Annotated in this window: 21 protein-coding genes; 8 read left to right on the top strand and 13 right to left on the bottom strand. The window is 39.4% G+C overall.

The genetic code is table 11. The annotated features are described in order from the left end of the window. Nucleotides 1-170: 170 nt before the first annotated feature. Together LBYS11_RS07100 and LBYS11_RS07095 are read left to right on the top strand one after the other, a co-directional pair. Nucleotides 171-1,532: an aspartate aminotransferase family protein gene (locus tag LBYS11_RS07100; RefSeq protein ID WP_054550726.1), complete on the top strand. Its 1,362-nt coding sequence runs from the start codon at nt 171-173 to the stop codon at nt 1,530-1,532. Between the two features lie 13 nt (nt 1,533-1,545). Beyond that, on the top strand, nt 1,546-3,066 hold the full coding sequence (locus tag LBYS11_RS07095) for a CoA-acylating methylmalonate-semialdehyde dehydrogenase (RefSeq protein ID WP_103117730.1): 1,521 nt from the start codon (nt 1,546-1,548) through the stop codon (nt 3,064-3,066). Nucleotides 3,067-3,158: 92 nt separating this feature from the next. Here the strand turns inward: LBYS11_RS07095 and LBYS11_RS07090 are convergent, their stop codons facing one another. From LBYS11_RS07090 to LBYS11_RS07070, 5 genes are all read right to left on the bottom strand, one after another. After that, nucleotides 3,159-3,476: a DUF378 domain-containing protein gene (locus LBYS11_RS07090; protein WP_048389879.1), complete on the bottom strand. Its 318-nt coding sequence runs from the start codon at nt 3,474-3,476 to the stop codon at nt 3,159-3,161. 182 nt (nt 3,477-3,658) lie between these two features. After that, on the bottom strand, nt 3,659-4,144 hold the full coding sequence (locus LBYS11_RS07085; protein WP_048389877.1) for a methylated-DNA--[protein]-cysteine S-methyltransferase: 486 nt from the start codon (nt 4,142-4,144) through the stop codon (nt 3,659-3,661). Further along, on the bottom strand, nt 4,131-5,045 hold the full coding sequence (locus LBYS11_RS07080; RefSeq protein ID WP_066037634.1) for a DNA-3-methyladenine glycosylase family protein: 915 nt from the start codon (nt 5,043-5,045) through the stop codon (nt 4,131-4,133). Before LBYS11_RS07080 ends, LBYS11_RS07085 begins: the two co-directional genes overlap by 14 nt. Further along, nucleotides 5,042-5,617, bottom strand: coding sequence for a bifunctional transcriptional activator/DNA repair enzyme AdaA (locus LBYS11_RS07075; protein ID WP_054550722.1), 576 nt, complete (start codon nt 5,615-5,617; stop codon nt 5,042-5,044). Before LBYS11_RS07075 ends, LBYS11_RS07080 begins: the two co-directional genes overlap by 4 nt. A 25-nt stretch (nt 5,618-5,642) precedes the next feature. Beyond that, nucleotides 5,643-6,410: an isocitrate lyase/PEP mutase family protein gene (locus tag LBYS11_RS07070; RefSeq protein WP_054550721.1), complete on the bottom strand. Its 768-nt coding sequence runs from the start codon at nt 6,408-6,410 to the stop codon at nt 5,643-5,645. Between the two features lie 297 nt (nt 6,411-6,707). Here LBYS11_RS07070 and LBYS11_RS07065 point away from each other — a divergent pair, with 297 nt between their 5' ends. After that, nucleotides 6,708-7,016 carry a GGDEF domain-containing protein gene (locus tag LBYS11_RS07065; RefSeq protein WP_233732535.1) on the top strand — a complete coding sequence of 103 codons (309 nt, stop codon included), beginning with the start codon at nt 6,708-6,710 and terminating at the stop codon, nt 7,014-7,016. 150 nt (nt 7,017-7,166) lie between these two features. On the opposite strand, the gene LBYS11_RS07060 is transcribed toward LBYS11_RS07065, so the two are convergent. After that, complete coding sequence (locus LBYS11_RS07060) at nt 7,167-8,465, bottom strand: MFS transporter (protein WP_233732532.1); 1,299 nt, start codon at nt 8,463-8,465, stop codon at nt 7,167-7,169. A gap of 22 nt (nt 8,466-8,487) precedes the next feature. Further along, nucleotides 8,488-10,521 carry a CocE/NonD family hydrolase gene (locus LBYS11_RS07055; RefSeq protein WP_054550720.1) on the bottom strand — a complete coding sequence of 678 codons (2,034 nt, stop codon included), beginning with the start codon at nt 10,519-10,521 and terminating at the stop codon, nt 8,488-8,490. A 323-nt stretch (nt 10,522-10,844) separates the two neighbouring features. Here LBYS11_RS07055 and LBYS11_RS07050 point away from each other — a divergent pair, with 323 nt between their 5' ends. After that, entirely contained in the window at nt 10,845-11,495 is a 651-nt protein-coding gene (locus LBYS11_RS07050) for a TetR/AcrR family transcriptional regulator (RefSeq protein ID WP_103119060.1), read from the top strand. 82 nt (nt 11,496-11,577) lie between these two features. Here LBYS11_RS07050 and dinG read toward each other — a convergent pair whose 3' ends face one another. From dinG to panB, 5 genes are all read right to left on the bottom strand, one after another. Further along, nucleotides 11,578-14,349 (bottom strand): ATP-dependent DNA helicase DinG, encoded by a 2,772-nt coding sequence (gene dinG / locus LBYS11_RS07045; RefSeq protein ID WP_103117728.1) that lies wholly within the window; start codon nt 14,347-14,349, stop codon nt 11,578-11,580. A 182-nt stretch (nt 14,350-14,531) separates the two neighbouring features. Continuing rightward, nucleotides 14,532-16,682: a 5'-nucleotidase C-terminal domain-containing protein gene (locus tag LBYS11_RS07040; protein WP_103117727.1), complete on the bottom strand. Its 2,151-nt coding sequence runs from the start codon at nt 16,680-16,682 to the stop codon at nt 14,532-14,534. Between the two features lie 228 nt (nt 16,683-16,910). Continuing rightward, nucleotides 16,911-17,294: an aspartate 1-decarboxylase gene (gene panD / locus LBYS11_RS07035; RefSeq protein ID WP_009370842.1), complete on the bottom strand. Its 384-nt coding sequence runs from the start codon at nt 17,292-17,294 to the stop codon at nt 16,911-16,913. A gap of 1 nt (nt 17,295) precedes the next feature. Further along, nucleotides 17,296-18,150, bottom strand: coding sequence for a pantoate--beta-alanine ligase (panC, locus tag LBYS11_RS07030; protein ID WP_103119059.1), 855 nt, complete (start codon nt 18,148-18,150; stop codon nt 17,296-17,298). Next, the gene (gene panB, locus LBYS11_RS07025) at nt 18,150-18,986 is read right to left on the bottom strand and encodes a 3-methyl-2-oxobutanoate hydroxymethyltransferase (RefSeq protein WP_066037629.1); all 837 of its coding nucleotides are present in this window, start codon (nt 18,984-18,986) and stop codon (nt 18,150-18,152) included. The genes panC and panB overlap by 1 nt, the downstream gene beginning before the upstream one ends. A 427-nt stretch (nt 18,987-19,413) precedes the next feature. On the opposite strand from panB, the gene LBYS11_RS07020 reads away from it, so the two are divergent. Genes LBYS11_RS07020 through LBYS11_RS07010 form a run of 4 tightly spaced genes read left to right on the top strand, consistent with a single transcriptional unit; the run spans nt 19,414 to nt 21,168 of the window. Beyond that, nucleotides 19,414-19,734 carry a PadR family transcriptional regulator gene (locus tag LBYS11_RS07020; protein ID WP_004232706.1) on the top strand — a complete coding sequence of 107 codons (321 nt, stop codon included), beginning with the start codon at nt 19,414-19,416 and terminating at the stop codon, nt 19,732-19,734. Beyond that, a complete protein-coding gene (locus LBYS11_RS23520) occupies nt 19,727-19,987 on the top strand; it encodes an HAAS signaling domain-containing protein (RefSeq protein WP_233732529.1) in 261 nt (86 codons plus the stop codon). Before LBYS11_RS07020 ends, LBYS11_RS23520 begins: the two co-directional genes overlap by 8 nt. Next, nucleotides 19,960-20,331, top strand: a complete 372-nt coding sequence (locus tag LBYS11_RS23515; RefSeq protein ID WP_233732526.1) for a hypothetical protein — start codon at nt 19,960-19,962, stop codon at nt 20,329-20,331. The genes LBYS11_RS23520 and LBYS11_RS23515 overlap by 28 nt, the downstream gene beginning before the upstream one ends. After that, nucleotides 20,332-21,168 (top strand): DUF4097 family beta strand repeat-containing protein, encoded by an 837-nt coding sequence (locus LBYS11_RS07010; RefSeq protein WP_048389854.1) that lies wholly within the window; start codon nt 20,332-20,334, stop codon nt 21,166-21,168. Between the two features lie 607 nt (nt 21,169-21,775). On the opposite strand, the gene LBYS11_RS07000 is transcribed toward LBYS11_RS07010, so the two are convergent. Beyond that, the gene (locus tag LBYS11_RS07000; protein ID WP_103117726.1) at nt 21,776-22,759 is read right to left on the bottom strand and encodes a biotin--[acetyl-CoA-carboxylase] ligase; all 984 of its coding nucleotides are present in this window, start codon (nt 22,757-22,759) and stop codon (nt 21,776-21,778) included. Nucleotides 22,760-22,791: the final 32 nt, after the last annotated feature.

Raw genomic sequence — 22,791 nt, 5'->3', positions numbered from 1 at the left:
TGTCACAACATTAAATTAACTGAATTATCTTTCTCATTAAATACTCCTTCTAAAATTCTTGAAGCATACATATAAAGTACAAATGGGGGCGACTGCGCATTTTTGTTGTCCACATCTGAGGAAAACATATGCATGCTAATCAACTACCTGTTTAGAAGGAGTGAAGCTTCGTGACAAATGTAACAAGTCCCAATTGGCAAGTAAAAGATGAACAATTCGTATGGCATTCTATGAAGCCCTACAATCCAAATGCAACAATGATCGTCCAATCCTCTAAAGGGGCATGGATTACTGACATTGAAGGCAAGCGTTATTTAGATGCAATGGCAGGTTTATGGTGTGTGAACGTTGGCTATGGACGTGAGGAGATTGCCAAAGCTGCCTATGAGCAATTGCTAGAAAATACGTATACCCCATTATCTGTTGGGCATATCCCTGCTATTCAATTAAGTGAAAAAATTAATGAGCTTTTAGGGGATGATTATGTCGTCTTCTTCTCCAATAGTGGCTCCGAGGCAAATGAGGCAGCCTTCAAAATAGCTAGACAATATCATCAACAAAAAGGTCACGTCAATCGAACGAAAATTATTTCTCGTTACCGGGCCTATCATGGTAGCTCGATGGGTGCTCTTGCAGCAACTGGACAAGCTCAACGAAAGTATAAATATGAGCCACTGGCACCAGGTTTTTTACATGTCACTCCACCTGACGCTTATCGTGCCAATGAAGACCATATTCAAAGTAAGGACCCTTGTGCATTACCATCCGTCCAAGCAATCGATCATGTCATGACTTGGGAAATGTCAGATTCCATAGCAGCAGTCATTATGGAGCCTATTATTACTGGCGGTGGTGTAATTATGCCCCACGACAGCTACTTACAGGGAGTTAAAGCTGTTTGTGAGAAGCATGGCGCACTACTCATTGTCGATGAAGTCATTTGTGGTTTTGGTCGTACAGGCAAAGCTTTTGGATTCCAAAACTACGGCATCCAGCCTGATATTGTGACTATGGCAAAAGGCTTAACCAGCGCTTATATGCCACTGTCTGCTACAGCTGTTCGTCGTGAAATTTATGAGGCGTTTGCTGGAACTGAGGAATATGACTTTTTCCGTCATGTCAACACATTCGGTGGATCACCAGCAGCATGTGCCGTCGCATTAAAAAATATTGAAATAATGGAAAAGGAAAATTTATTTGCCCACTCGGCTGCACTAGGTGCTACATTACTCACTACATTACAGGAGCAATTAAAGGAGCACCCGAATGTTGGGGATATTCGTGGGAAAGGCTTATTAATTGGCGTAGAGCTAGTACAAGATAAAGATAGCAAAACACCGCTCGACATTACACTTGTGAACAAAGTGATCACACAATGTAAGGAACAAGGGTTACTCATTGGGAAAAATGGGGTAACCGTGGCAGGTTTCAATAATGTGTTAACCTTATCTCCTCCTCTGATTATTTCCTCAGACGAGACGAATTTCATTGTTGAAAAATTTGTACAAGCCTTACATTCTATTAAACTGTAGGAGGAATAGCTAGATGGTAACAAATACAGACATACAGGATTTAGGTCATTTTATCAATGGACAAACAGTTCAAGGGAAAAGCGGTCAGTTTTCAGATGTTTACAACCCAAGCACAGGTACTGTCATTGCTCGCGTACCTTTGGCAACAAAACAAGAGGTACAGGAAGCGATTGCTGCTGCCCAAGCGGCTTTTCCTGCTTGGCGTGCCTTATCAGTTGGTAAACGAGCTGAAATTATCCTTAGATTCCGCCAACTCATAACAGAAAATATCGATGAACTAATTGATATGATTTGTACAGAGAGTGGCAAAACGATTGAGGATGCCAAGGGCGAAATTACTCGCGGTTTAGAATCTGTTGATTTAGCTATCAATGCCCCCCATTTACTTAAAGGAGAGTATTCGGTGAATGTTGGTGGTCATATCAATGCCTATTCTCTGAAAGAACCATTAGGCATTGTAGCGGCTATTTCACCATTTAATTTCCCTGTCATGGTACCGCTAGCAATTACAAGTATGGCGGTGGCTGTAGGAAACTGTGTGATTCTCAAGCCGTCAGAGCGGGTTCCTTGCTCAGCATTATTTTTATCAGAGCTGTGGAAAGAGGCAGGCTTACCAGATGGGGTTTGGACTGTTATTAATGGAGACAAAGATGCTGTTAATGAGCTGTTATGCCATCCTGCCATTGAAGCGATTTCCTTTGTAGGCTCTACGCCAGTTGCAGAAGCCATTTATGCTACAGCCTCTAAACATGGGAAGCGTGTCACAGCACTTGGGGGAGGTAAAAATAATATGGTGGTTATGCCAGATGCTGACTTAGAGCATGTAGCAAATGCCTTTTTAGGGGCTGCATATGGAGCTGCCTCCCAGCGTTGTATGGCACTGTCAACCATTATTCCTGTTGGGGAGGATACAGCCAATAAATTAGTGGGTATTCTTGCCGATAAAATTGCCAAATTAAAAGTGGGTCCCTATACAGATGCCGAAGTTGATTTTGGACCAGTCATTACTCAGCAATCAAAGGATGCCATCATTGGCTATATCGATCGTAGCCTAGAAGAAGGCGCAACATTGGTCTGCGATGGGCGAAATCCAAAAATTCCCAAACAATCGAACGGTTTCTATCTTGGACCTACATTACTCGATCATGTAAAGCCTGGAATGGAAATTTATGAACAAGAGGTTTTTGGACCTGCACGTAATGTCGTCCGCGTGGCATCATTAGAGGAAGCTATAGCCCTTATTAATGCCCATGAATTAGGAAATGGTGTAACCATCTTTACGAACAATGGTGCAGCAGCTCGAAAGTTTACCACTGAAATTGAAGTAGGTATGGTAGGTGTCAATGTACCCATTCCTATTCCAGTAGGCTATCATAACTTTGGTGGCTGGAAACGTTCAAGATTTGGTGAGGGGCATATGTTTGGACCTGACCAAGTACGTTTCTTCACAAAAGCGAAAACCATTTCAGAAAAATGGATAGAACAAGGGAATGACGTTACCTCTTCCTTTGCATTTCCAAGTAATCAGGACTAATCCTAAAAAATAAATATTCGCGTAGTCAATAGCTACGCGAATATTTTGAAAAAACTGACGCGCCAACATGGTCACTAGTTTTTACAGTTTAACTATTTGTTCTCTTTTTTCTCTTCCGTTTTTCTTACTTCTGAGAAATCTGTTTCTTCTCCAGCCTCCATGCCATAGCTAGGATTTCTATCCATACGAGTAAATGTATCTACATCATCCTCGTCTTCAAATCGCTTTACAAGAATTGGAATCGAAATTAGCCCAGCAAGACCAACGAGTGCATAAACCCAACGAGATAAGACCGCCGTTTGTCCACCAAATAAATAAGCCACTAAATCAAATCTAAAGAATCCAATGAGTCCCCAGTTGATTGCACCTATAATAACTAGTACTAAGGCGATTCTATAAAGCACGCTCATGTGTACACCTCCTTTATTTTCAATACTCCAAGCTATATTTCTTAGCAGGGAGGTGTCATAAGAAGCGATAAAATGACAAAGACTAGTCATTACAACCGCCATTTTGACGGTCTTATTTTTTGCAATAACCTCTTTTTTATACCGTGTACAAATGGCGAAATGACGTACTCTGATGAATGGCGTTACTTGGATAAATTTTTATGTGTCTGCTCATGCTGAAGCAGCCATTCTTTACGCCACATCCCGCCTCCATAACCTGTCAGCGTTCCATTGGAGCCGATAATTCGATGACATGGCACAACAATGCTGATATTATTTTTACCATTCGCACTACCAACAGCCCTTACAGCTTTTTCATTGTTAATAGCAATGGCGATATCCTTATATGAAGCCGTTTCACCAAATCCTACACTCGGTAAAACATGCCAAACAGCTTGTTGAAAATCTGTACCTCGAAAAACATAAGGAAATGAAAACTCCTGACGATCACCTAGAAAATACTCATGCAATTGCTTAACACATTCTAGTAAAACTTCAGGTGTGTCTTGCTGAGGAGCATTGACGACCTGCTCTCGCTCTGCAAAGTTAATGGCATCAATTGCTGTATCACTTCCCTCAACTTCTATAATCCCAATTGGTGATGAATAATCTAATTTATACCGTTTCATACAATGACCTCCATAAATAAAAGGTGGCATAAGCTTGCCAGCCTTGCCAATGTTCCGCATAGTTCTTTAATTCTTCAATTGTTGGTTTTCGTTCTAATGCTAGTTGTATTTTTAAAGCATTATGTAGACCTACATCTGCTATAGGAAATGCTGTCGGTTGTTGCAGACATTTCATAAGCACATAATCTGCTGTCCATGCACCAATTCCTCGAATGTCCATTAATCGTTTTTTCATGGCTTCGTAGTCCTCTTGTTGCCACAGCAAATTTTTTGTCAATTGTCCGCTTGCGATAATTTTGGCAATATCAATAATGTATTCTGATTTCCTCCGTGTAAATTGGAGGTGGATTAAATCATCTACCTCAATAACGGCTATTCTCTCTGGCGTTGGAAACAGCCAGTAGCTTTGCCCCTCAAAGTAAACATATTCTCCAAAATGCTCGACAAATCTCTTTTTTAACATATAGGCAAAAGTTAAATTTATTTGTTGACCAATAATTGCCCAAACTAATGCTTCAAATAAATCAGGAATCCCGATTAACCGTAATCCGTTATATTTCTTCACAAGTGGCTTTAGGATTTGATCGTTTTCAGCCATCTGGTAATACCCCTGCAAATCCTTTGTTAAATCAAACCACTCTGCGATATATTGTGCGATGATCGCCTGTTCATGGCTAGCTGGCTGTTTCATTGGAAATATTACTATTATTTTATGTGCTTGTTCAGTTATTTCACATAAAATAAATTGTTCATCAATCTTCAATAATTTGTAGAGCACATCATCCTTTATATGGTGAAGTATTTCGTGATGTGAGCGCTTTAAGAACTGCAAACACTCTCTATAATTAAATGCTTGTGGTAACTCGATAACTAAATAGCCAACATCGTTTGTCCATTTCATATCATGTCCCCCTGCAACGATAGGTTACGGTATTCTGTAGGCGAACAATTTTTCAGCCGTCGAAAAACTTTATAAAAATTAGATGGGCTTTGAAAGCCAGCTTCATAACATATTTCTAAATTTGTAAAGTCGGTATGTTTTAATAGATGGGCAGCCTTATCAATTCTGATTTTCTCTAAATACGTTCGAGGCGTCTCAGCAGTCTCTTGTTTAAATAGTCGTTCAAGGTGAAAGGGACTGAGGCCAACATGCTCCGCCATATCCTGTAAAGTCACTCTTTGTTTATATGCGTTCATAATAAAAGTCGTGACATTTTTAATCAATTGCGTGTGTGGGGAATGTTCTATTTCAGGCTGACATCGTTTACATGCCCGATAGCCAGCCGCCTCTACCTTTTGGATATCTTCATAAAATTCAACATTCATCTTTTTCGGCTTTCTGGATTTACAGGAAGGACGGCAATAAATCTTAGTAGTTTTAACCGCTGTATAAAAAAGCCCATCATAGGTTTGATCACATGTTATAATCTTTTCCCACTTTTCCTCAAAAGATAAATTGATGGCATTGTCCACGATTATCTCACCTCATTCCCATCGACTATATATATAACGCAGAAGTATCTTGGTCTTTTAATAATTGTGCAGCATGCTGTGTTAAATGCGCAATTATTTTATCTGAAAGTGCATTTCCAAAGCTAAAGCGTTTCACCCCTAATTCTTTTAGTAGCTTGACATTCGTTAAACTAGGTAATGAAAGAAGATTGATGGGCGCATTTATATTACGAGTCATCGCGCTTATTTCATTGGCATCTGTTAAGCCTGGGATAAATATACCACTTGCTCCGCTCTCAATATAAGCTTTTGCTCTTGTTATTGTTTCTTCAAATGGTTGCTCTAATTGAAAATACGTATCTGTTCGAGCATTAATAAAGAAATCTTTATAGCCATGATTATCTAATTCTTTCCTCATGTTTGTTAATAAATAACAGTGTTCAATTATGCTTCTTAAGCCTGTTTGATGTTTAAAGGAATCTTCAATGTTAATCCCTGCTACTCCCACATCTGCCGTTCTCAAAACATTGTCGATAATACTTTGTTCATCATGGCCATACCCCGCTTCTATATCTGCTGATACGGGTATCTTGACTTGCTCTGTAATGGATTGAATAATTGTTAAATGTCGTTGAAAATCGATTTGTTCACCGTCTGCATAGCCAAGTGAGTTCGCTATGCCCCAGCTTGTTGTGCCGATTGCTTGAAAACCTGCCTTTTCTAATGTTAATGCTGATATAACATCCCAAGCATTTCCAATAAATAATAGCTCTTGTGAAAAATGTAAATCATAAAATTGCTGAATTTTTGACATAATATAAGCCTCCATGCTGTTTGTTAGACATTATATTATCAGGAACCACCCTTTTATTTCGTCCTCAATCTTGCTGTTATGGTCTATAATAATGTTTTAGCAAATAACATGGAAAATACAATAGTCAGAAAAATAAATTTATTCACACTTATTATCCTAGTTATGTTCGCTCTCATCCCCCTGTTAGTGCAATAGCCCAACAGATAAGCTGCTAGATCCTATTGTGTTAGGACAGCATTTAATTCCAAAATGGTCTCCATCGAAGATATATTGAGTGGTGTCCATGATCATTCTTTTGTGGCTAGTAATCAATCGTATCCATTCTTCTGGCATACGAGAGATACTATTTGGTTACGTTTATCCATGGATAATATTTTAATAGATAAAAATGAATACCATTGGCTAGAGTTAACAGATAAACTAGATAGCATTGATATGTATATCATTATTGGAGTGACTTGCTTTGTGAGGGGTGATACAATTCATTCCTTATTATCTAGATGTGACAAGGCTTTATATCAGGCCAAACACCATGGTGGAAATCGTGTGGAATTTTTACTGGATCATACAAAACCGGAGACAAAAACAGAGGCGTCATTACCTTGACGCCTCTGTTTCTCTGTTTACATATTGATTTGTGAATAATCAACTTGTATAAATAGTAAAAAACAATTCGCAGCCTTTTTAGCTATCCATCATTATGTTTAAAAAAGCTGGCTTTGGAAGAAACCAATGTTAGTTCTAAATTAAATTAAATTAAGTAAGTGCCTGTTCCTTGGAAAGCTTTCGTTGTAAAGCAATTTCTCGGCGTTTTTCTTTCGTCACACGCTGCCAAATGACTACTGTAATGAATCCAATAATAGCTAAGCCTAATAAAATACCAAAGAATACTTTATAGCCCGCTGTGCCACCCCAGTAATCTAAACAAGCACCCGCAATAATTGGCATAAAGATTTCACCACTATAACCAATTATCATCAGTGGCATGGACACAGTCCCTGTTGATTCTACTGGATAATCGCCTTCTACTAGAATTGCAAAATGCATCGCTTGCAAAGCATACATAGATGTATAGATAATCCCAATGAACACTAAAAGCATAAGGATAAAAGAAGCTTTTCCTGGTAATAAAATGAGCCCTACTAAACCAAATGCTAATAAAATATAGCCGATTAACACCATATTCGACACACCAATCCGGTCTCCTATGATTCCTGCACTAAAACTACCAATTGGACGACAATATTGCGAGAAGTAGCCCAAAGCCGCAGCAATTAACGTAGACGCACCAAATGCGGCCGTTGCATAAGGTGTAATGTAATAATAGCTAATAATCATCGCGTAGGACGTAAAGATAAGGATAGTCGCAAGCCAGGTAGTTGGCATCTTCAACACTTTCCAAAGGACTTCCCAATCAAACGTTTTACTGCTCTCCCTATGCTCTGGACTGACAGTCGCTTGATCTGGATCTTTATACAGCATCATAATCATGAGGCCCAACAAAAGACAAATCACAGAATACACCGTAATAACTGCTGAAAGAGCCATTTTATCACTCATATGTTTTGCAAAAAAAGCAAAGATCCCTAAAATCACAGCAGATTGAATAATGTTGGTTACACCACGTCCGCCTTCAAAAAATCCAAAAGCTTTTCCTTGTTCATTTTCAGAGCCTAAAGAACGAACCGCTTTTACTAATGCTCCCCAGAACGTCATAATGGACGTGATTCCCCAAGCAGCATGAATCAGTAGAAGTACTGGATAGGGTGGATACAATAATAATGTAAACCCTAATAATCCTGTGGCTACTAAAGAAATGGTTAATAAATATTTCGTTTTCCAACGATCTGCACAAAATCCTCCAAAAATATAGGAAATTAAACAACAAACACCATACGCACTACCAAGTGTCCCCATTTGTGTATTGGTTAAATGAAATGCATCCAGAAAGACATCATAATAGTAGTTTCTAAAATAAGGCAATGCGTAAATTAAGGCACCTGAAACAGCTAAAATAACTAAAGTAGCTGTATTCTTTTTTAACTTAGCTTCCATATGTTTACCCCTTATATGTTATTTACAAGCCATGACGTTTAATTTTTTGATTCCATTCCTTATGGAAGACTTGTTTGTCATTTTCTTTGATGACCATTTCCCCAACAATTTGGAAGTTTTCCTGATCGGATGTTTTGGTAACCGTAATATCCGCGTCAATCCACCAGCCTTCACGACCAATTTTCATCTTTTGATAGATTGTATACTGAGCTGACAGTGGATCAGCATTCGTTAAGGTTAATTCTCGTTTCAAATTATGTTCTACAGTGACATCAATATCATCAAAGCGATAAATACCTTCACCAAATACGCCTCCAACCCCATCTGTAATGCATGTCCATGTATCTGTTAAAATATCATAGGATATAGAACGATCAACTCTTCCTTCTTGCAGCGTTGTGATTGGCGTTAATGGTGCACTTTCAGCATTCATATTAGGTCCTACTACCTGCTGACCATGGAAGGTTGGCAATGATAAGGTAGCCGTTTCTAGATTTAATGTCAATGTAGCGTCTTCTGGCATTGGCCAAAACATCGGCCAAAACGTTGTAGCTAAGGATAGGCGTAAACGATGCCCCGCTTTAAATTGATGGCCACAGCAATCTAACTGAACAAAGGCCTTCACTTTTTCACCAGGTGTTAACAGGTCAACATGATCATGCCCATTTAAGTGTGTCAGGTTCATCACGCCATAGGATACACGAGTGACAGCTCCATCAGGTGCTACGTCTGATAGCTGTGCAAATAGCATTGCATGTGGTTTGTCACTCATTAATTCCACTTCAAATTTTGGATAGCCCACAATCTCTAAGGCTTTCTCTAGCCTATCCGTTTCAAAAACCATGGCCATTCCATCATCTAATCGTTGGTCTGCTGGACTTTCACCTAGTACGCCAGCGCCCATCCATTCACCAGATAAAAGACCATGATTTTGAGGAGTTTTTAGTAGGACTTGCTCTTGTTGCTCACTGCGGTTTTCTACTAGTTTTCCATGTGTCAGTTGATACACCTTAGTTTGTATCGATTCCGCTGCTGGCCACGATTCTAAACCAACCCAATAGCCTTTGCTGATTGGTTTCTTAACGGATGGCTCCATGCTCTCTTCTACCCAGACATTCACCATTGGTCCATCCATTACATCGTTGTCTATTCCTTTTAACCAATGATCCCACCATTTCACAGCTTCTTGTAGAAAGCCCATTGCTGGACCCGGTACTCCATCGTGGGGATAAACATGTGCCCATGGGCCAATGATGCCTTTTCTCGGAACAGAAAGCCCTTCCATTAAACTTAAGACTGTGTTTGTATAGGAATCTTCCCAGCCATCTAGCGCAAAAACTGGGATTTCTATGTCTTGATAATTTTCACAAACTGAACCATGTTTCCAATAATCGTCTCTTGTTTGATGCTCCATCCATTGTGCCATCCACAAAGGCATATTTTCTAATCGTTCCATCCATTTATCACGCCAGCTATCGCCAACAATATGTGGATCAATTGGACGTAACTGGTAGGCTAACATAATAGCACCCCACCAGAAGTTATCGTTTAACAAGCAACCGCCCTTATAGTGAATATCATTGTTATAACGATCATCTGTAAAGCCTACGGTAATAATCGCCTTTAACGCCTTTGGTCGACGAGCTGCTACTTGTAGAGAATTAAATCCGCCCCACGATTTCCCCATCATCCCAATATTGCCATTACACCAGCTTTGGTTAGCAATCCATTCAATGACTTCAAGGGCATCATCCTGCTCTTGCTTTAGATATTCGTCCTTTAATAAACCATCTGACTCACCTGAACCTCGCATATCCACTCGCACAACAGCATAACCATGTCCTGCAAAATAACCGTGCATAGGCTCATCTCTTGCTCTTGTCCCATCTGTTTTACGATAAGGAATATACTCTAAAATGGCTGGTACTTTCTCTCCCAATTTTACATTTGGTAGCCAAATACGACTTGAAAGCCTTGTGCCGTCTGCTAACTCGATCCATGTGTTTTCAATCGTTTCATATGTACACTCAAATTGTGTCACAATTTTTTTACTCATTGTATAATCCTCCCCTTGTGTCTAAGTGCAAGACTCCTAGTTATAACATCCTCTTCGTCTAATTATTCCGAATCTTGATTATTCAGTAATCATGATTATAAAATAATTGTGATTAGTATATCACCTGAAATTCTAATGCACAACTCTGAAAATGACAAAAGCTAATGCTATAATGAAAGAAGATAATTAAAATTGCTATGCTATAATAAGTTTAAATCAGCTACAAGAAGGTAAATATATACATTTGATTAATGATTTTACAGTAATTAATTGTTTGTTAGGGGGATATTACTTTGAAGAAAAAGGAAATACAAAGGAGTCGTATGTGGAAATACTTTGTAGATGCCACTGCGGAAATCATCGAAGAAGAAGGGCTGGAAAATGTCACAATCCGGAAGGTTGCTGATAAAGCAGGTTACAACAGTGCTACTATCTACAATTATTTTTCAGAAGTCTCGCATCTTCTATTTTTTGCATCGATGAGATGCATGCAAGACTATACCAACGAAGTTGCTCGCTACATAGAAAGAGGCAAAGATCCTATTGAAAAATACTTATTGGCTTGGGAGTGCTTTTGTCAATATTCCTTCAAACAACCTCAGATTTTTCACGCAGTCTTTATCATGGATTTAGGGGAAACGCCAGAAGCACTATTGGAAAATTATTATAATTTTTACCCCAATGATTTAATCAATATCCCTGATGATTTAAAGACCATTTTATTTCAACACAGTTTAACGAAACGAGGGCGTTCTATGTTAGAGATCGCTTTAAAAGAAGGCTACTTAACTGAAGGCAATGTTGATGCCATCAATGAAATCACACTATTAATTTGGCAAGGTATGTTTACAAACCTATTGAATAATCGCAAAAGTTATGATGCCAAACAAGCAACGGCAATCACTATGAAATATATTACAGAAATCGTTCGTAATGCTAACCTTTTTGATGAGCAAACTAAAAACAAGCAATGAGAATCATACTAGCAATTGCCTTTCTTTAAACGCTTCTACAATACGTAAAAACCCCTTCTAGCAATGCTAAAAGGGGTTTCTGCTATTTTTGCCAATGATTTAGTTCCTTTAACAATTCGGGTAGCTGCAATTTCTTTACATCGATAGGTGGTAATGCCTTAATAAACTCTTTCCCATATGACTTACTAGTAATTCGTCGGTCTAGGACAATAAAAGCTCCTTTATCCTGCGAAGAACGTATTAATCGACCAAAGCCTTGCTTAAACCTCATGATCGCTTCTGGTAAGGAAAGCTCCGTAAAGGAATTGCGGCCTAGGGTAGTTAGATGCTTTGCCCTCGCCTTAAAAACAGGCTCTTCTGGTGAAGAAAATGGTAATCGTACGACAATAACAGAGGCAAGTGCATCTCCTGGAACATCTACCCCCTCCCAAAAACTGTTTGTACCAAATAGAACGGCATGACTAAATTTTTGGAAGGATTTTAGAATGCGCATACGGCTACCGCCTGTAACACCTTGTGCAAATAGCATGTAATCATCTAATAGTTCACTATCTTGGATAAGCTCAACTGTTTTTCGTAGCATATCCTGTGCTGTAAAGAGTACAAAGCAACGCCCTTCTGTCATTCGAACAGTCCGCGTAATTGCATGGGCAACAGCCTCAATGTATTCTTCTTGGCTGACATGCTGAATATCTGGCATATCGGTGACGATAAATGCCTTAGCCCCAGCATAGTAGGCTGGTGGAGCTTGTAGTTTCAAGACTTCAACATTATCAGAAATGCCTAACTGCCGTGTAACAAAGCGCTCATTGCCTGGTACCGTTAATGTGCCTGATGTCCAAACAATACTTGCTTGCTGACGTAATGGTGCTAATACTTGTTCAATTATCGGCGTCACATTGACAGGCTTCTTAAAAACATGGAGACTGCCAGGGACACTCCGTACATCAAATTCTAACCAAACAGAATTGCCTTCCTGTGGTGACAGAAAAATATCGTCCCATTCAGCAATTTTTATCTTCACTTCTCGAATCCAATATTGCCATTCAGATAATACATATTGATCGTTTTTATCTAGCTGCTCAATCGCATTTTCGAACGACTGTGTAATGCTAGTAGAGAGATCCAGCCATTGCTGGGTTAGTTTGCTTACTTGTGCAAACGTTTCTTTCGCAAATGAAACATCCTCTAAAAACAAGGTGCATTTACTACCTGCTTGTTTCCCTTTCATTTGCTGTTGCAATTTTTGAATAGTTCTCTGGATTGTTTCATCAAATGTCCGCTGCAAACGTATAAATTGTGCATCAAGATGCTGTAAATTTTGCATGGCTACTCGCTGTTTTTTCTTCGCTGCCTGGCAAAACTGTTGAAATAGAGCCGTGTCCTCCATCGTACCAATTTGTCCAAAAATATACTTCCATTGTGTATAGGAGAAGACTACTTCATCCTGCTGCATAGCTGCCTGAATAAATTGATGCGCCTCGTCAATAATCCAGCCATCTATTTCTGTAAAAAGTGGTGTTTGCCGCACTAAATCACTTAAAACCATGGCATGATTCGTTACAATACAGTCAGCAACTGCACTGTTCTTTAAAGCTTGCTCATAGAAATCAAAGCCCTTTGAAGGCTTGTCATTCGGTATTTTTCGGATTTTCTCTAAAAACAGTTGTCCGCCACCAGAAACATTGAGCTCGCTCAACACACCAGTCTCTGTTTTGGTCAACCACACAAGTATTTGTAAAATAGTAAATGTATCATCATAGGATTCATCAGCATATGCCATACATTGCTCAAAGCGATCGAGATCAATATAATGCTGCATTCCCTTCAGCACACACAAATTCACCTTTGTCCCAAGGATTTTTTCGATCTTTGGTAGCTCTTCTTCTACAAGCTGTTCTTGTAAATAGGAAGTATACGTACTGATGGCAATCTTTTTATTGACAGCACGGGCAAATAAGATGGCTGGAAGTAAATAGCCAGCAGTTTTACCAATACCTGTAGAAGCTTCAATCACGCACTCCTGTTGTTCATGTAATGCCCGCCAAATCGTGTCCATCATGTCAAATTGTGCAGGACGTTCCTCAAAATTTGGCAGTGCCTTTGACATTAACGTTATTTTCTCATCTACTGATTGAGGGTAGGCAATCGTTTCTGTCACATGCTCATGCTTATTTCGGCCATTGCCAATCGCAAAATTACGGTAATAATGTACATTTTCGCGGCCCGTCGTATGCTGGCGCTTAATTTGCAACGCCTCAAAAAAAAGCTGAGAAATATTTGATTTTAAGCGAAAGGAACGCTTATGCATCTGTTCAAGTGTAAGCTGTGGTAAACTTAGTAGCTCCTTCCAGCAATGCTTGAATAGCTCCGCTGTCGCGCGAGCATCGTCATCCGCTCGATGTGCATTTGCTAACTCAATATTTAAATCGGCCGCTAAATCCCCTAGCTTAAAACCAAGGGACATAGGGAACAAAATTTTAGCTAGCTCCACCGTATCCATTTTTTTACCTTGCCATTTCGGTAGTCCAGCACGTTTAAACTCTGCTTGTAAAAAGGATAAGTCAAAATCTGCATTATGTGCAACAAATACACAGTCAGCAAGTAGCTCATATATGTAATCCGCATGCGCTTCAAATGGGAAGGCATCCTTTACATCCTCATTCGTTATATGCGTTAAATCTTGAATGAAAGTTGGAATAGCTTTCCCCGGATTTATGAACTTCGTATAGGTACGCTCAATTTCCCAATCCTTCATAATAACAATGGCAATTTGAATCATCCGGTCCCCATTGGCTGGTGAATGACCAGTTGTCTCCAAATCTACAATTGCATATTTTTGACTTTCCATCATACATCTCAACTCACAGTTCACATTAGATAAGTTGAATTTTATCATATTATTGGCTCTGCGGCATCCTTTCTCCTCTTTGTTGAATCACCGCATCCATACAAAAAACGCAACCTTGGAGAAATCAATCCCCTAAGGTTGCGTTGTGGAATCGTTATGGAGTGCTTACTCAAACAACGTTACGCTTATTGTTTTTTTGCTACATCAACAATACGATCTTCAGTTGTTGTTTTCACTTCTTTAAGTGACACTAATTGCTCTTGAAGGTTTTCCCAATCAGATAAGCCTAAATCTGTAACACGACCTTCTTCATATGCTTTAGCAAACATATCAAAGCCGTCTCCACCTTTAGCTGTGAAGGCATTAGTCGCCACTGTATACGTTTTACCATCTTCTAAAGCAACATATTTACCAGTCGCTTTATCTAAATATTCGATGGAAACAACACGTGAGCCAACTTCTTTTGAAGAGTCATATTGTAGTTTTGCTCCACCAATGTGTAAGAAGCCACCGTTTTCTTTTGGCGCATTTTTCAGGGATACTTCAAATGCTGCTTTAAGCTCTGCACCTGTAACATCCATTAATGCTAAAGTGTTACCAAATGGTAATACTGTAATCACTTGACCAACTGTAATATTGCCCGCTGGAATTGCAGCACGAATACCACCGCCATTTTGTAATGCCATTACAACCGTTTTATCAGTATATTTTTGTGCTTTTGCTAGCATACCGTCTGTAATGATATTGCCTAAAGCTGTTTCATTGCTACGAACACTGTTCAGATTGTCTTCAGTTGCACGAGGATTAGCTAATTCCTCAGTAATTTTTACACCGATCTCCTTGTTGCTAACTTCATTTACTTTTGCTGTAAATGGCTCAAGGATTTTCACTAACGCTTCATCTTCTACAACTTTACCAAGATCGATTAATTCTCCTTCATACTTAGTGACAATGCCTTTTCCATCAAATGTTACATCAAGTGTACCTAAGTAATTTACATATTCATTAGCTTGTACGATTAATGTAGCATCTTTTGCTTCACCAACTGTATTTGTATCCACAACAAATGGTTTTTCTAATTTTGTATGGTCATGGCCACCGACGATGACATCAATACCTGGTACATTTTTAGCTAATAAAATATCATTATCTACATTTGGATTATCATTATAGCCAATATGTGTTAAAGCGATAATTTTGTTGACACCCATTCCTTCAAAGGCTGCCACTGCTTTTTTCGCTTCATCAATATAATTTGTAAATGTTATTTTATCAGGAGAAGCAATATCCATCGTTTCCTCAGTCGTTAAGCCGAAAATACCTACTTTTTCTCCATCAATTTCTTTCACAATACCAGAATAGATTTTACCATTCTCAGGCTCACTTGAAACTAAATCTGTAAATAAACCTGTGAATTTAGCATCTGCTGAGAAATCAGTATTAGCATCTACAAATGGGAATTTAGCGCCTTTAACAAAATCCGCTAATGCTTGATGACCTTCTGGTGATGAGCCTAAATCAAATTCATGGTTACCAAATACCATCGCATCAAAGCCAATTTCATTTAATAGTGCTAGGTCTGCTTTTCCATGGAACTCGTTGAAGTATAGTGTACCACTAAATGCGTCACCAGCATGTAATGTTAAAACATTTTTCTTCGTTTCACGTTGTTCTTTAACTGCTGTTGCTAATTTTGGTAATTTATCTGCACGAGCATGTGTATCATTCACATGTAAAATCGATAATGAGAATGCATCTGCTGGTGTTTCAGGAGTCTCTGGAGTTTCTGGAGTCTCTGGTGTTTCTGGGTTTGATTTTGTTAGAGCCTCAGCAATGAATGTTGCCAGTTGTCCACGTGTAACTTTTTCACTAGCCTCATGATTTTTTGCACTTTCTAGCTCTGGTAATGTTGGGATAGATGCTAAAATTTTTGCTAAATCACCATGTGTAATTGTTTGGTTTGGACGGAAAGTATTATCTCCATAGCCTGTAATGACATTTAATCCTACAAGGGCTGCAATTGAGCCATAATAAGGATTTGATGCACTAATATCCGTAAATTTTGGATCCTCTACTTCTTTTGTATCCAATTTTAATGCGCCTGCAATCATTTTTGCCGCTTGTCCACGTGTGACATTTGTATCTGGTTTGAATGTACCATCTGGGTAACCACTAATAATCCCTGCTGCATAAAGTGTAGAAATGCCTTCAAAATCTGCATGACTTTCCTTTACATCCGAAAAAGGACTTGCTGCTGATGCTGGTACTACCGCTACCGCTGTTACAGCCAATGCTGCTGCAGTTACTGTTAAAAATTTGTTACGTTTATTTTCCATGACAAATGATACCTCCACTAGTAAAATGATGTACTAACAACTAAATTCTACATAAATATGACGCAAAATACTAGAACATTTGTAAAATTATAATTTTGTTAACTAGTTTAATAGTAATAAAAGCAAATTTTTGCCAGTAACTTTTGATATAAACGTAATCGCAAAAAAGGAGGATTGGCTATTCTTTGCCATCCTCCTCTCTAGTATTAATTTATTCTATGGCTGAATTCACATCACAGTTGCTTCTGGCTCGTGTGCGATCATTTCCTTAATTGTATTGCCCTCTCCCATGATGGCTACAGTTGGTTGATGGTCTTTTGCCTCATGATTATCCACATACACATAGGAAATAATAATGACAATATCACCACGCTGCACAAGTCTTGCTGCTGCACCATTAACACAAATGACACCTGATCCTCGTTCACCAGCTATAATATATGTTTCAAAACGAGCGCCATTATTGTTATTAACAACATGTACTTTTTCGTTTGCCAGCATACCTACTGCATCTAAAATATCTTCATCTATTGTTATGGAGCCTACATAGTTTAAATCTGCCTGTGTCACTGTTGCACGGTGGATTTTACTATTCATCATCATACGTAACATACTATAGTCCCTCTTTCACAGTAAAAATACAATTATCGATTAAACGTGTTTTACCTATATAAACAGCTGCTGCCAACAAAACTTGCTGAGTTGCAGTTGTCACTGGTGTTAAATCTGGATATGTTAATAATTCAATATAATCAATGCGGCCATGTGTTCTTGCATGAATATGAGCTTTTGCTTTCGCAAGTGCTTTTTCAGCATCACCATTCGCTAAAAAGCTATCGCGAGCCAACTGTAATGCCTCATTGATCGCTGGAGCCTCTTGTCGCTCTGACTCACTTAAATAGACATTACGGGAAGATTTCGCTAAACCGTCCTCCTCGCGTACAATTGGGACAACACGCATTTCTAAAGGGAAATTAAAATCACGTACCATTGTCGCAATAATCGCAACCTGCTGTGCATCTTTTTGACCGAAATAAGCTCTTGTTGGCAGTGTTAAATGAAATAATTTAGAGACAACCTGTAAAACACCATCAAAATGACCAGGACGACTTGCACCACAAAGAATGGTAGCCTGCTCACCTGCATGTAGACGAATCCCTCCATCTTGAGGATACATTTCTTCCACACTTGGTGCGAACACAATATCAACGCCCACAGATTCAGCTAATGCAGTATCTCTAGGCAAATCACGAGGATAACTTTCAAAATCCTCATTTGGCCCAAATTGTGTTGGGTTGACAAATATACTCATCACAACGACATCATTTTCTACACGAGCTGTTTGTGCTAATGTTAAATGACCTTCATGTAAATAGCCCATTGTCGGAACAAGTCCAATCGTTTTTTGAGCATGCTTAGCTGCTTGAATTTCTGTGGCTAATGCCTGTATGGTCGTGATGACTTTCATCATTTAACGCCTCCATATAGCTGATCTAATGCTTCCTCTTTCATTGTGAAGAAATGCTTTGGAGCTGGGAAAGTACCCGCTTTCACTGCTTCTACGTAACCCATCATCCCCGCGCTTGCTTCTTTGCCCATATCAGCAAATTGTTGAACAAATTTCGGTACATGGTGCGAACCGTAGCTTAGCATGTCATGATACACCAGCACTTGTCCATCAGCCTCAATACCAGCGCCTATGCCAATGGTTGGAATAACAAGACTAGCTGAAACAATTTCTGTCAGCTGATGAGGGATACATTCCAACACGACTGCACATGCTCCAGCCGCTTCGCATTGTTTTGCTTCTTCAAGCAGCGTAGCAGCCTGTTCAGCTGTTTTTCCTTGTACCTTATAACCACCAAGCACTCCCGCTGATTGAGGCAACAAGCCTAAGTGAGCTACTACTGGAATACCAGCTGACGTTAATTTACGAATGACAGGTATAACTTCACCTGCCCCCTCAACCTTTAAAGCATCTGCTCCTGTTTGTTGCATCATCGCAATGGCTGTTTTGAGTGTCTCATTGACATCGCCATGATAAGAACCAAAGGGCATATCAACGACTATAAACGTATCCTTTGCCCCTCGTCTTACTGCTTTTGCATGATGGACCATATCCGCTACAGTTACAGGCATTGTAGAATCATAGCCAAGCACGACCATTCCAAGTGAATCCCCGACTAGTATCATCTCAACGCCAGCTTCTTCCGCGAATTTAGCAGCTGGATAATCATAGGCCGTCACCATCACGATTTTCTCGCCTGCCGCTTTCATCTTTAAAAAATCTGTTGTCGTTTTCATTTTGTAGTCCTCCTTTTTTAAAGGAAGAAAACAGAAAAACCCTTCTGGCCGAAAACAGACAGAAGGGTAGTGTGTCGTTCAATGATAAAAAGACCCCTGAAAGAGGCAATAGCTTACAAAATGAAAGCTATATTTGAACGTATCGTTTTCTTCCGTCCCTGTCTAAAAGATCAAGGCAGATATTTGATAGTATAGTCTATTGCGTTTTTGAAGGTGCCGTTCACAATGGATACTGCCCTTCGCACATACTATAACAGATTTTCCTATTAATCTTCAAATATTATTTTCTTACAATATCTTCGTCTAACAACATTGGAAAAAATTTTCTTTTAGAATTGACAATCAATGTTATACGTCATATACTATCCACATACTATATGTCATATAATATAAAATGAAGTATAGGTATTACATGTGAGGTGAAAAGATGACATTTCAGCTTGGTTCAGCTTTACTTGATGCTTGTGTACTGGCTATTGTCGAGAAAGAGGACGCCTACGGTTATTCTTTAACACAGCAGGTACAATCAGTCATGGAGATTTCAGAGTCTACACTGTATCCTGTATTACGCCGCTTACAAAAAGCGCATTACTTAACAACGTACGATCAACCTTATCAAGGTAGAAATAGACGCTATTATCAAATTACGGAGCAAGGACGTATACGATTATTAGAGCTATTAAAAGAATGGCAAATGTATAAGGAAAAGGTTGATTGTGTACTTTTAGGAGGGAATTTAGATGGATAGAGCAAGCTATTTGAAACAGCTACGAGGAAAATTACGTCGGCTTCCTGCGCATGAGTTAGACGCTGCGCTTGCCTATTATGAAGAATACTTTGAGGAAGCTGGAGAGGAAAATGAGCATCAGGTCATTTCACAACTTGGCTCTCCTTCACACGTTGCCTCACAAATATTAGCTGATTTCGCATTAAAGGATTTAGAAACCTCCTCGGCAAAATCAACAAAAAGAATATGTCTGCCATTTGGCTCATTATTCTAGCTATACTGTCTGCGCCCCTTTCATTGCCATTACTTGCAACAGCCATTGCACTCATTTTTTCATTTGGCGCAGTCATTATCAGCTTAATCTTTGCTATTGTCGCAACTGTTATTAGTATTTTTGCTGGTGGCGTTGTGGCGATCATTTCAGGTTTCTTAATTTTAACAGAGCATTGGCCGACCGCACTGCTCTTTATGGGTGTCGGGTTAATCGTAACGGGCTTGGGTGTCCTACTGTTCCCAGTTGTTGCTCGTGTTATCAAGAAAACCGTTGTTGTCTCTGTTGAAACATTAGGCAGACTGTTCCATAAAATGACAAAGAAGCAAAAAAAGGGGGACTTCTAAATGACGTCAAAAAATACCCTTATAGCCATGACAATGATTGCATTAGGCATTCTACTCGCATTGATTGGCTATTTTTCAGGGGGTCGCTGGCTGATTCTTAAAGATTCAGAGGGTCTTTATGTCCCAAGTAATACTAAATTAATAAGTCAGTCTCATGCTTTAGATGCATTCACAAGCATTAATATCGTAAATGATTATGGAGATGTGGAGATTGTTGCAAGTGATAGTGACTATAAATTAGACACAAAGGTCCATGAGCAAGAAGATGTAACATATCATATTGATAACGGAACTTTAACCATCGAAACAATGGCAAAGAAAAAGGATGGTTTTCAATTTGGCTTCGGTAACCTCTCTTCCCCTTCAATCAAACTCTATGTCCCAAAAGATACAAAAATAGAGGCGATTGTAATAGACAGTAATTTTGGCGATACAGCCATTCATGGGCTCCAGTATCAGCAGCTTAATCTCATCCAGGATTATGGAGATATTACTTTCAACAGCACGACGGGTGACAAAACAGAGATTAGGCAGTCCTTTGGTGATTTGACGCTTCAGCAACTTACTAGTAACGGCTTTACTATTGAGAGCGAGCATGGAGATATCGATATAGATGGCACATTAAATGGGCAAACAACCATTACCTCTAGTTTTGGCGATACAACGATTCACTTACAAAACAAACAAAGTGATATAGGCTACGCTCTCAAAACAGACTTCGGTGATGTGACCATTAATGATGAAGAACAAAATGGCACCGTGACTCAGGTAACGAAGGGTGAGCACCAACTGAATGTTTCCTTATCACATGGTGATATAGATGTGTCACTAAAATAAAGAATAGTCAATAAAAGAAGCTGCAAGTACAGGACGTTACTTGCAGCTTCTCATATTGTTGAAAAACAAAACCATTAATAGAATTTTTGTGAAAGGTGAAAATGGTTTCCTTTGCAGGCTACTTTCTTTCCTGTGGGCGAGCGCCGATCCCACGGGAGTCAAGTAGCCTTCCACTTCAACCTACAAAAGTGTTACCTTTTAGCAAAGGTTTTCAAATAAAGTGAAGGTGTTCACGACTCTTTATGAAGAGGTGCTGTTACGCATGACTTCCCCACATTGAAAATAAAAGTCTATCGATTCTCTAATAATACAAATAATGGATTATTTTGTTCGCTACGGCCAGTATGAAAGATAAAGCAAAGACACTTTTGCAGAATGGTTGATTGGAGTGGAGCCAGCGTCACTCCTAGGGGATTTAGCGTCACAGATGAGACCCTAGAGCGAACGTAAGTGAGTGAAGCGGCTCATCGGACGCCCCCTGGAAAGGACGCTGGCGGAACGGAAATCAACCCCTCACCTTGCAAAGTTGCTTTTTCTGCCGTTGACATCATCTTTTTGCAACAACATGAGAAGCCGCAAGTATAGGACATTACTTGCAGCTTCTTTTTTATAATATTTTGATGTCTCCCGCATAGATCGTTCGAACCGTTCCATCGTCCTGTGTCAGTTGCAGAACACCATCGTCTGTAATACCACTGGCAACCCCTTCAAAACGTTCGCGTATCGTCGTTACCTCTATACGTTGACCAATTGTACAAGACATTTGCTGCCATAGTGTCTTTAGACTCGCAAAACCTTCTTTAACGTATAGTTCTGTAAATTGTTCTAAATAGTGTAAGATAGAGGCCACAAGTGCTGCACGATTGATTTCTTCTCCAGCTTCTAATCGTAATGAAGTGGCAATATCCGCAATATCAGGTGAAAAGTCAGCTGCTGCTTGGTTCGCATTTATGCCAATTCCAACAAGTAAAGCTTGCACAAGATCCGCCTCTGCTTGCATTTCCGTTAAAATCCCCGTACATTTTTTGCCATTAATCAATAAATCATTGGGCCATTTAATCGCTGGCTCTACATGTTTATATAAGGTTTTAATGGCCATTGTGACAGCTACTGCCACCACAAGTGTATAGGATGAGGCCTGTTGGGGCGTAACATCTGGCCGAACGATAACGGTCATCCAAATACCTGTCCCATGTGCAGACTCCCAAGGACGAGCCATACGACCACGCCCCGCTGTTTGCTCCTCACCAATAATAATTGTACCGTGTGGAGCTCCTTCCTGTGCAAGCTTATGCGCAATTGTTTGTGTTGAATCAACTACATCGTAATAATGGATCAAACGTCCAAAATGCTCTGTCTTTAAAAAAAGCTTAATCTGTGTGGGGCTCAAGCTATTTGGTACACCTGTCAATACATACCCCTTTTTCTTAATTGTATCAAATGTATACCCTTCCTCTTGTAATGTTTGCATATGCTTCCAAACAGCGGTTCTTGAGACACCAAGAGAATCTGCTAATTCCTGACCTGAAACCGCTTCTCCATCAGCAGCCAATATTCTTTTTAAAATTTCGTCCTTCATGGAAATTGTCATCTTCACATCAATCCTTTAGTTAACTGTACTCT

The organism is Lysinibacillus sp. YS11, from assembly GCF_002896375.1.
GTDB lineage: Bacteria > Bacillota > Bacilli > Bacillales_A > Planococcaceae > Lysinibacillus > Lysinibacillus capsici.
Note: the sequence above shows the minus strand (reverse complement) of the source record. Positions and strands in the feature narration are given on the sequence as shown.

What these genes read in the sequence shown, in the direction of transcription:
- LBYS11_RS07095 (WP_103117730.1), top strand. Translation starts at nt 1,546, where the DNA reads ATGGTAACAAATACAGACATACAGGATTTAGGTCATTTTATCAATGGA.
- LBYS11_RS07090 (WP_048389879.1), bottom strand. Translation starts at nt 3,476, where the DNA reads ATGAGCGTGCTTTATAGAATCGCCTTAGTACTAGTTATTATAGGTGCA.
- LBYS11_RS07085 (WP_048389877.1), bottom strand. Translation starts at nt 4,144, where the DNA reads ATGAAACGGTATAAATTAGATTATTCATCACCAATTGGGATTATAGAA.
- LBYS11_RS07080 (WP_066037634.1), bottom strand. Translation starts at nt 5,045, where the DNA reads ATGAAATGGACAAACGATGTTGGCTATTTAGTTATCGAGTTACCACAA.
- LBYS11_RS07070 (WP_054550721.1), bottom strand. Translation starts at nt 6,410, where the DNA reads ATGTCAAAAATTCAGCAATTTTATGATTTACATTTTTCACAAGAGCTA.
- LBYS11_RS07060 (WP_233732532.1), bottom strand. Translation starts at nt 8,465, where the DNA reads ATGGAAGCTAAGTTAAAAAAGAATACAGCTACTTTAGTTATTTTAGCT.
- LBYS11_RS07055 (WP_054550720.1), bottom strand. Translation starts at nt 10,521, where the DNA reads ATGAGTAAAAAAATTGTGACACAATTTGAGTGTACATATGAAACGATT.
- LBYS11_RS07050 (WP_103119060.1), top strand. Translation starts at nt 10,845, where the DNA reads ATGTGGAAATACTTTGTAGATGCCACTGCGGAAATCATCGAAGAAGAA.
- dinG (WP_103117728.1), bottom strand. Translation starts at nt 14,349, where the DNA reads ATGATGGAAAGTCAAAAATATGCAATTGTAGATTTGGAGACAACTGGT.
- LBYS11_RS07040 (WP_103117727.1), bottom strand. Translation starts at nt 16,682, where the DNA reads ATGGAAAATAAACGTAACAAATTTTTAACAGTAACTGCAGCAGCATTG.
- panD (WP_009370842.1), bottom strand. Translation starts at nt 17,294, where the DNA reads ATGTTACGTATGATGATGAATAGTAAAATCCACCGTGCAACAGTGACA.
- panC (WP_103119059.1), bottom strand. Translation starts at nt 18,150, where the DNA reads ATGAAAGTCATCACGACCATACAGGCATTAGCCACAGAAATTCAAGCA.
- panB (WP_066037629.1), bottom strand. Translation starts at nt 18,986, where the DNA reads ATGAAAACGACAACAGATTTTTTAAAGATGAAAGCGGCAGGCGAGAAA.
- LBYS11_RS07020 (WP_004232706.1), top strand. Translation starts at nt 19,414, where the DNA reads ATGACATTTCAGCTTGGTTCAGCTTTACTTGATGCTTGTGTACTGGCT.
- LBYS11_RS23520 (WP_233732529.1), top strand. Translation starts at nt 19,727, where the DNA reads ATGGATAGAGCAAGCTATTTGAAACAGCTACGAGGAAAATTACGTCGG.
- LBYS11_RS23515 (WP_233732526.1), top strand. Translation starts at nt 19,960, where the DNA reads ATGTCTGCCATTTGGCTCATTATTCTAGCTATACTGTCTGCGCCCCTT.
- LBYS11_RS07010 (WP_048389854.1), top strand. Translation starts at nt 20,332, where the DNA reads ATGACGTCAAAAAATACCCTTATAGCCATGACAATGATTGCATTAGGC.
- LBYS11_RS07000 (WP_103117726.1), bottom strand. Translation starts at nt 22,759, where the DNA reads ATGACAATTTCCATGAAGGACGAAATTTTAAAAAGAATATTGGCTGCT.